This is a genomic window from Xanthomonas sp. MUS 060 (assembly GCF_000963215.1).
GTDB lineage: Bacteria > Pseudomonadota > Gammaproteobacteria > Xanthomonadales > Xanthomonadaceae > Xanthomonas_A.
Genome location: NZ_JZIM01000016.1, coordinates 64,462 through 72,807 on the forward strand (window position 1 = coordinate 64,462; position 8,346 = coordinate 72,807).

Here is an 8,346-nt window from a genome sequence, read left to right on the forward strand (position 1 = left end):
GCGATCTGCATCCACAGGCGCTGAGCCGGGCTGTCTGTGCGCAGCGTGGCGCCGATGAACGACTTCGCCATGCGCGCTGATTGGCCGGCTCCATCTGGGGTGTGCGCGTTCACCACGCTGCGCGGCGGTGCCGGCGCCTCGTCGCCGCCGTTCGACCGCTTCAACCTGGGCAATCGCAGCGCCGCCGATGGTGACGATCCGGCGATCGTGCAGCGCAACCGCGAGGCATTGGTGGCTGGCTTGGCGCTGCCGTCGCCGCCGCACTGGCTGCGGCAGGTGCATGGCGTGCAGGTGCTGCGTTTCGAACAGCCACCGACGGCGCATGGTATCGACGCCGAACCCATTGCCGACGCCGCAGTGACCGCCGAACCCGGCGTGGTACTGGCGATCCTGACCGCCGATTGCCTGCCGGTGGTGTTCGCCGCGTGCGATGGTCGCGAGATCGGCGCCGCGCACGCCGGCTGGCAGGGCCTGGCTGGCGGTGTGCTCGAAGCGACCGTGGCGGCGTTGCGCACGCCGCCGTCGCGATTGCAGGCTTGGTTGGGGCCGGCGGCCGGTCCGCAGCGCTATGAGGTTGGCGTCAACGTGCGTGAGGCGTTCCTGCAGCACGATGCGGCGGCGACCAATGCGTTCGTCCCCACCCGCCCCGGACACTGGAACGTGGATTATTTGTATGCGCTGGCGCGGCAACGTCTGGTCGCAGCCGGATTGGACCCGGCGCAGGTGTACGGCGGTGGCCTGTGCACCATCGCCGACGCGGCGCGTTTTTATTCCTATCGCCGCGATGGCCGTACCGGACGCATGGCGACGCTGGCGTGGATCGCGGACTGAGCGCTTCGTTGTTCGCACAGTTGGGTAGCTCGCCAATCGTCTGGCGGCGCACTGCGTTCGCTGGTGTCAGCGTTCCAGTTCCTGCAGGTAGCTCTGGCGCCAGGCGCTGATATCGTGCTTGCGCAGGTGGTCCATCATCGCCTGCCAGCGTTCGATGCGCTGCGCCTTGGGTAGCGACGCGGCGGTGGCGATGGCGTCGGCAACGCCGTCCAGATCGTGCGGATTCACCAACAGCGCGTCTTTCAGTTCGTTGGCCGCACCGGCCAGCAGCGATAGGATCAGTACGCCGGGATTTTCCGGGTCCTGCGCGGCGACATATTCCTTGGCGACCAGGTTCATCCCGTCGCGCAGTGGTGTCACCACGCCGATCTGCGCGGCACGGTAGAAGCCGGTGAGCGTGGCGTGGGTGAAGTTGCGATTGACGTAGCGCAGCGGCGTCCAATCCGGTTCGGCATGGCCGCCGTTGATATGGCCGGCGATCTGTTCGAGCTGGTTGCGCAGTTGCTTGTATTCGGGGACTTCGCCGCGCGAGACCGGGGCGATCTGCAGATAGGTCAGGCTGGCGCGCTGTTTCGGGTGCCGCTCGAGGTAACGCTCGAACCCGAGGAAGCGCTCCGGCAATCCTTTCGAGTAATCCAGCCGATCCACGCCGATTGCCAGCTGGCGCTCGCGTAAGCTGTTGCGCAAATCGCGCACCGCGCGTTTGGACATCGCCACGCGCGCTTGCTGCGCGATCAACGCGGTATCGATGCCGATCGGGAACATCCCGGCGCGAAAGCGGCCACCGCCGGGTGCTTCCAGTAGGCCATCCTTGACCACCTTGCCACCACCGAACAGACGCACGTAAGCCTGAAAACGGTCCACGTCGCGTTGGGTCTGGAAGCCCACCAGATCGTAGGCATAAAAGCCGGAAAACAATTGCGCGTGCTCGGGCAACGCCTGGATCAGGTCGGCCGAGGGAAACGGTACGTGCAGGAAAAAGCCGATGCGACAACCGACACCACGTTCGCGCAGATAGGCGCCCAGCGGAATCAGATGGTAGTCATGGATCCACACCGTATCGTCTTCGCGCAACAGCGGCGCGAGCTTCTCGGCGAACAGCGCGTTGACCCGACGGTAGCACGCGCGAGTGGCACGGTCGTAGTCGACCAGATCCAAGCGAAAATGCAGCAACGGCCATAACGTGCGATTGGCGAAGCCGTTGTAATACCCATCCACGTCTGCGCGGTTCAGATCCATGGTGACGAAGCGGATGGGACCCTGGGTCTGTTCGTGCAATGCGCCGCTGTCGCCGCGCACGGTCTTGCCGCTCCAGCCGAACCACATGCCGCCGCGTTCCTTGAGTGCGGCGAGCAGCCCCACCGCCAGACCACCGGCGTGGTTCTCGCCCGGGACGGCCACGCGGTTGGACACCACCACCAATCGGCTCATGAAGCCTCCTGCCAGCTACGCGACAACCGCATCGCGGCGATCATCAGGCCAACGTGCGAATAGGTCTGCGGGAAATTTCCCCAGGCTTCGCCGTTGTCGAATGCCAGGTCTTCGGAGAGCAGGCCCAGGTGATTGCGTCGCGCGAGAATGCGTTCGAACAGTTCGCGTGCCTCGGCCGTGCGCCCGATCGCGGCCAGCGCGTCGATGTACCAGAACGTGCAAATGGTGAAACTGGTTTCCGGTGCGCCGAAGTCGTCCGGTGTCACGTAGCGGTACAACGCGTCGCCGTGCTTGAGGTCGCGCCCGATTGCCTCGACCGTGGCGATGAAGCGTGGATCGTCCGCCGCGATGAAGCCGATGTCGGCCAACAGCAGCAGCGAGGCGTCCAGCCGATGGCCGTTGAAGGTGTCGGTGAAGTGGCCCAACTGCGGATTCCATGCGTCGGCCAAGACGCGTTCGCGGATGCGCTCGGCGCGCTCGCGCCAGTATGTCACTCGGTCTTCCAGTCCCAGGCGTGCGGCGATCTTGGCCAGGCGGTCGCAGGCGGCCCAGCACATCGCGCTGGTATAGGTATGCACTTCGGCACGGCCACGGAATTCCCATAGCCCCGCGTCGGGCACGTCGTATAGGGCGAAGGCGTGCTCGCCCAGTGGCTCCAGACGCAGGAAGGTGTGGATGTCGCCCTGATCTTTGAGGCGAAGGTCGAAGAACAGTTGCGTGGAGGCCAGCACCACGCTGCCGTACACGTCGTGCTGCTTCTGGATCCAAGCCAGGTTGCCGCGCCGCACCGGGCCCATGCCGCGGTAGCCGGCCAGCGATGTGACCTCGTGTTCCTCCAGCGCCGCTTCGAAGCCGATGCCGTACAGCGGTTGCAGGCTACCGTCGGTGGTGGCGATGTTGAAGATGTAGCCCAGAAACTGTTCCATGGTGCGGGTGGCGCCGAGCCGGTTCAGCGCGCGCACCACGAAGGCGGCGTCGCGCAGCCAGCAGTAGCGATAGTCCCAGTTGCGTGGCGTATCCGGTGCCTCCGGAATGGAGGTGGTCATCGCGGCGATGATCGCGCCGCTGTCCTCGTACTGGCACAGTTTCAGGGTGATCGCGCTGCGGATCACCGCGTCCTGCCAGTCCAGCGGCACTGACAGATGGCGCACCCATTCGCGCCAATATTCCTCGGTGCGCTCCTGCGCCTCCTGGACGTAGCCGGTCAGTGAGCGGGTCAGCGATTCGTCCACGCCCAGCACCAGGTTGACCGGATGGCTGAGCACGAACGGCAATTCGTCGCGAATGAAGCGCACCGGGACGTCGGTGGTCAGGCGCAGGGTGAAGTCCGGCAGTAGCCAGCGCACATGGTTGCTGCCCCAGGTGCTTTCGGGTGTGTTCGCGCCCCAGTCGGCCAGTGGCCGCGCCAACACCCGGATGCGTGGGTTGCCGGTCAGTGGCCGCACTTGGCGGATGATGCTCACCGGACGGTAGAAGCGTCCGTTGTTGCGCCAGCGCGGCGCGAAATCGATCACTTCCACCGACCCTCCATGCGTATCGCGCAGAACGGTGCGCAGGATCGCGGTGTTGGTCAGATACTGCTGATCGCTATCGACGAAGTCTTCCAGTTCGATGCTGAAGTCGCCGCCAGGATGCGAGCGCGGTGATAGCAGCGCGCAGAATGCGGGGTCGCCGTCGAATGCCGGCAGGCAACTCCATACCACACTGGCGCGTTTGTCGATCAGTGCGCCGAAGCTGCCGTTGCCGATGACGCCGAGGTCGAGGTTGGGGGAGTTCATGGAGTGGACGTGTCCTTGTGCGGAAAACAGGGGGCGGCGATGGTGCAGGGGGCGTGCGTGCGCGGCGGTGCCGCTCTCATACGGCGTTATCGCGCAGCCAGGTGTGGACGCCGTGTGGATCTGGCAGCGCGTAGGTGGCGGCGCTGTAGGCGCGGTGGCCGACCAGCACGCTCCAGCCGCCGGCCTGATTGGCGGCGGCGAAGCCGAATTCGTCGGTGAGATCGTCGCCGACGAAGACCGGGCGGCGTCCATGGAATGGCGGCTGCAGCAGCAGCGTGTTCACTGCGACACCCTTGTCGCTGCCTTCGGGAACGAATTCGATGACATGGTCGCCGGGTTGCAGGCGATAGCCGGGGAGAGTGGCGATCTGTTCGCGGGCGAAGGTCAGTATCTGCTCGGCTGCGGCCGGTGCCGCGCGCCAGTGCAGTGCCAAGCTGGCACCTTTGTCTTCGACCAGTACGCCCGGGTAGGTCTGGGCTAGCGGTGCGGCGCGCGTCTGCAGCAGATGCAGGCATGCTCCTGTGTCGGCGGATATTCTGGCGCGCGCTGTGGCATCGGCGCGTAGCTCGTGGCCGTGCAATCCGGCGGCAGGCAATCGCAATGGCGCGAACAAGGCATCCAGTTGCGTCAGCGGACGCCCGCTGACAAGCGCGACGGCACCGCCGAGCCGTGCGTACAGGCGGCCAATCGCATCGCGCACCTGGGGTAACAACTGCACCCGTTCGGGGTGTTCGGCGAATGGGATGAGCGTGCCATCCACGTCGAGGAACAATGCACAGGCATCGTCCAGGCGTGGCGGCGGCGGTCGGAGGGGGCGAGCGTCTGCCATTTGCCCATCATCGCCCAGCCCACGTTAGGGAGAAGTTGAGCGTGGGGGTGGCGGCGTCCGCGTGGTATTCGGCTTGCCGGATGCGCGGACGTAGCGTGGCTGAAAAACCTCGGCAGTCGCTGCCGGGCATGCCCGGACAACGCGCAGGAACCGCAATGTACAAAGGGGGACATGCGGTTCCGAGCACTGTCCACGCCCGTCTGGCAGCGGGCGTAGCAGTTTCGTCGGCGACGCTTAGAAGCTGTAGCGCACGCGTCCGTAGTAATACGCGCCATTGCTGCCGATTGGCGATAGCACGTCGTAGGGGAGGTTGCCGAAGTAGGAGATATCGCTGTTGGAGCGGTCGGCGTAGGCGTCGGTGAGATTCTGTCCACCGATGGCCACGCTCCACTGCTCAGTGAGGTGATATTCGACTTCGGCATCGAGTTGCCACTTGGCGCTGTAGGTCTGCTGTGGCGCGAAGCCGCCGCCGAAATCGAAGATGCGGGTGACGCTGCCGTAGCGGCTGAGCCGGGTCTGCAACGACCAGCGCGTATCGCTCCAGTTCGCGGCCAGTTGTGCGCGGGTACGCGGCGCGGCGCCGGTCAGGGTGTTGCGTTCTTCGATGCCGAACAGCACGTAGTCCGGATTCAGTGCCAGCAACGGTGCAGGCGTGGCGACCACGTTCTGCAATTGGGTCTTGGCGTAACTCCAGGTGCCGGTGAGTTGCAGTTGGCCGTCGCCCAAGGCCTGCCGCCAGTTGCCGACCAATTCGGCGCCACGGGTGCGGGTGTCGGCGGCGTTGACGAAGAAGTTGGCGCTTTGCAGGCCGGCAATGCCGAAGCGTTGTGCCACGAAGTCGGTCAGTGCGGTGCCGTCGATGTTTTCCGACAGCGCGATGCGTTTGTCGATATCGATCTGGAACAGGTCCAGCGACAGGTCGAAGTGCGGGTCGATGCGGCTGGTGAAGCCCAGGCTGTAGTTGACCGATTTCTCCGGTTGCAGCGTGCGTGCGCCGAGCGCTTGCGCGATCGGGTTGTCGACCGACAGCAGCCGGCCTTGCAGCAGGCGTCCGGCGGCGTCGTAGCCGCTGGAGCTGGCCTCGTAGCCGATCTGGCTCAGCGACGGTGCGTGGAAGTTGTTGGAAATCGCACCGCGCAGCGCGAAGGCGGGCGCGAATTCATAGCGCGCGGCAAGCTTGCCGGTGAGTTCGCTGCCAAAGTCCTGGTAATGCTCGTAGCGCGCGGCCAGATCGGTGGAGAATTTTTCGCCGAACTGGCTGGACAGGCTGGCGTAGAGACTGGCGACATTGCGCGAGATGTCGGTTGCATCCTGCGGCGTCAGCCCGCCACCGGCCTGGGCGCCGGTGGGACGGTCGGTGTAGGGGCCGGCAGCGTAGCTGGCCGGATCGCCCGGCCGGGTGCGGTAATGCTCGCGGCGCAGTTCCACGCCGGTACCGAGCGTGTGGGTGGCGCCAGCGGCGTCGAGGCTGCGGCTCAGGTCGAGGTTGGCGACGCCTTGCTCGAAAGCGTAGTCGCCGGTCTTGAAGCGGGTCGGGCTGCCGGGGCCGAGCGAGGCGTTGAGCGAGTGTTTCAGCCGGTAGGTGAAATCGTTGCGGCCATAGTCGAGACTGGCGTCGTAGTTCCAGTCGCCCCATTGTCCGCGTGCGCCGCTGACGCCTTGCACGTCGCGGTTTTCGCCCAGCGACACCGGCCGGTAACCGCTGGGGTAGACCTGCAGCCAGTTGGCGACACTGTCGGGATAACGGAAATAGTTGGCGCCCTGGGTGTCGCGCTGGTTGTAGGTACCGAAGAAATAGAGCTCGCTGCCCTGGCCGAACGGCACCTTGCCGTTGATCCAGCCGTTGAGGTCCTTGCTCGCGCCATCGCCGAGTACGTAATTGCGCTTGCCGGCCAGGGCCAGATTGGCTGGGGTTTGCGCTTCGAACGGAGGGATTTCATCGAAGCCGGCACGGTTGGTGCCGTCGTGGTGTTTCAGTTCCAGGCCGACCTTGAAGAAGCCGCCATCCTCGCCCAGACGGGTGCCGACCTTGCCGCTGGCATAGCCGGTCTGGCCGTCGGTGACGGTGCGATGGATCGGCTTCACGTCGGTATGGTTGGCGCCGTAACTGGTTTCCAGCGCGCCGCTGTCCGGATCGTCGTCGAGGATCACATTGATCACCCCGGCCACCGCGTCGGAACCGTACTGCGCGCCCGCGCCGTCGCGCAGCACTTCGATGCGCTTGATCGCGCTGATCGGAATGGCATTGAAATCCACCGGCGTGGTGCCCTTGCCGATCTTGCTGTCGGTATTGACCAGGGCCGAGGTATGGCGGCGCTTGCCGTTGATCAGCACCAGTACCTGGTCCGGCGAGAGCCCGCGCAACTGCGCGGCGCGGACGTGGTCGGCGCCGCCGGAGTTGGACTGGCGCGGGAAATTGAACGACGGCAGCAGCGCTTGCAGCGCGCTGCCGAGTTCGCCATTGACCACGCCGGCGCGGCGAATGTCCTCGGCGCTGAGCACGTCCACCGGTGCGGTGGATTCGAGCACGGTGCGGCCGCTGGCACGGGTGCCGGTGACGATGACCGTGTCCAGATTGGTGGCGGCGGGATCGGCCTGCTGCGCCAGAGCGGGGGCAGACAGGGCCAGGGCGATGGCCAGGCTCAGCGGCGTGGCGAACGCATACGACATGGGGACTCTCCTGAAACGATGACCGTGAAGACCAGCGGCGCTTCGTTTCGGGGGCGTCGCTGGTTAGTGTTGCTGCATCCATCCGGATGAAGCGATATATTATCGCAATTTTAACGTGATGCGCGTGTCGTGGATTCACGTCATCGGGCAGGTGTTGTGGTGGGTGGTGATTTGATTGCCTTTTACAACAGCCAAGGCCCGCATCAAGAACTCAGAATGCAAGCCCCGGATGCGGTCTATGTTTTTACATTAAATTCAGATGACCTGAGAAATTCAGATGACCTGAGCAGGAACCGCAGGGTCATTACACACTCACATGTAGTGGCCGGGCTTGCGCGGGCATTGGCCCCAAGGCGCCCCTAACCGATACTTGGCGTCTGTTCGAAGGGATGTCTTAGATGCCGCTGCTCAACTGGTCTAACCGCGATGAGGAGGGTTCTACCCCGATATCACGGACGGTTGTAAAAGAGCTGCAACTTTCTGATCCTGCTTGGCCGCCCTTCGCCGCATCCTTGGGTTGTGGCACATTAAATTCAGATGACCTGAGAAATTCAGATGACCTGAGCAGGAACCGCAGGGTCATTACACACTCACATGTAGTGGCCGGGCTTGCGCGGGCATTGGCCCCAAGGCGCCCCTAACCGATACTTGGCGTCTGTTCGAAGGGATGTCTTAGATGCCGCTGCTCAACTGGTCTAACCGCGATGAGGAGGGTTCTACCCCGATATCACGGACGGTTGTAAAAGAGCTGCAACTTTCTGATCCTGCTTGGCCGCCCTTCGCCGCATCCTTGGGTTGTGGCGTCGC

The 8,346-nt window shown here is 64.5% G+C and carries 5 protein-coding genes; 1 reads left to right on the forward strand and 4 read right to left on the reverse strand.

Translation table 11 applies throughout. The features are described from left to right. Positions 1-54 precede the first annotated feature (54 nt). Complete coding sequence (gene pgeF, locus XANALMUS060_RS13540) at positions 55-831, forward strand: peptidoglycan editing factor PgeF (RefSeq protein ID WP_045738888.1); 777 nt, start codon at positions 55-57, stop codon at positions 829-831. A 66-nt stretch (positions 832-897) separates the two neighbouring features. On the opposite strand, the gene otsA is transcribed toward pgeF, so the two are convergent. From otsA to XANALMUS060_RS13560, 4 genes are all read right to left on the reverse strand, one after another. Next, positions 898-2,262, reverse strand: coding sequence for an alpha,alpha-trehalose-phosphate synthase (UDP-forming) (gene otsA / locus XANALMUS060_RS13545; protein WP_045738873.1), 1,365 nt, complete (start codon positions 2,260-2,262; stop codon positions 898-900). Next, entirely contained in the window at positions 2,259-4,040 is a 1,782-nt protein-coding gene (locus XANALMUS060_RS13550) for a glycoside hydrolase family 15 protein (RefSeq protein WP_045738874.1), read from the reverse strand. Before XANALMUS060_RS13550 ends, otsA begins: the two co-directional genes overlap by 4 nt. A gap of 76 nt (positions 4,041-4,116) precedes the next feature. Beyond that, positions 4,117-4,869 carry a trehalose-phosphatase gene (gene otsB / locus XANALMUS060_RS13555; RefSeq protein WP_045738875.1) on the reverse strand — a complete coding sequence of 251 codons (753 nt, stop codon included), beginning with the start codon at positions 4,867-4,869 and terminating at the stop codon, positions 4,117-4,119. 234 nt (positions 4,870-5,103) lie between these two features. After that, positions 5,104-7,539, reverse strand: a complete 2,436-nt coding sequence (locus XANALMUS060_RS13560; RefSeq protein WP_045738876.1) for a TonB-dependent receptor — start codon at positions 7,537-7,539, stop codon at positions 5,104-5,106. Between the last annotated feature and the right edge of the window lie 807 nt (positions 7,540-8,346).

Coding starts and splice junctions, on each gene's coding strand:
- pgeF (WP_045738888.1), top strand. CDS start 55: ATGAACGACTTCGCCATGCGCGCTGATTGGCCGGCTCCATCTGGGGTG.
- otsA (WP_045738873.1), bottom strand. CDS start 2,262: ATGAGCCGATTGGTGGTGGTGTCCAACCGCGTGGCCGTCCCGGGCGAG.
- XANALMUS060_RS13550 (WP_045738874.1), bottom strand. CDS start 4,040: ATGAACTCCCCCAACCTCGACCTCGGCGTCATCGGCAACGGCAGCTTC.
- otsB (WP_045738875.1), bottom strand. CDS start 4,869: ATGGCAGACGCTCGCCCCCTCCGACCGCCGCCGCCACGCCTGGACGAT.
- XANALMUS060_RS13560 (WP_045738876.1), bottom strand. CDS start 7,539: ATGTCGTATGCGTTCGCCACGCCGCTGAGCCTGGCCATCGCCCTGGCC.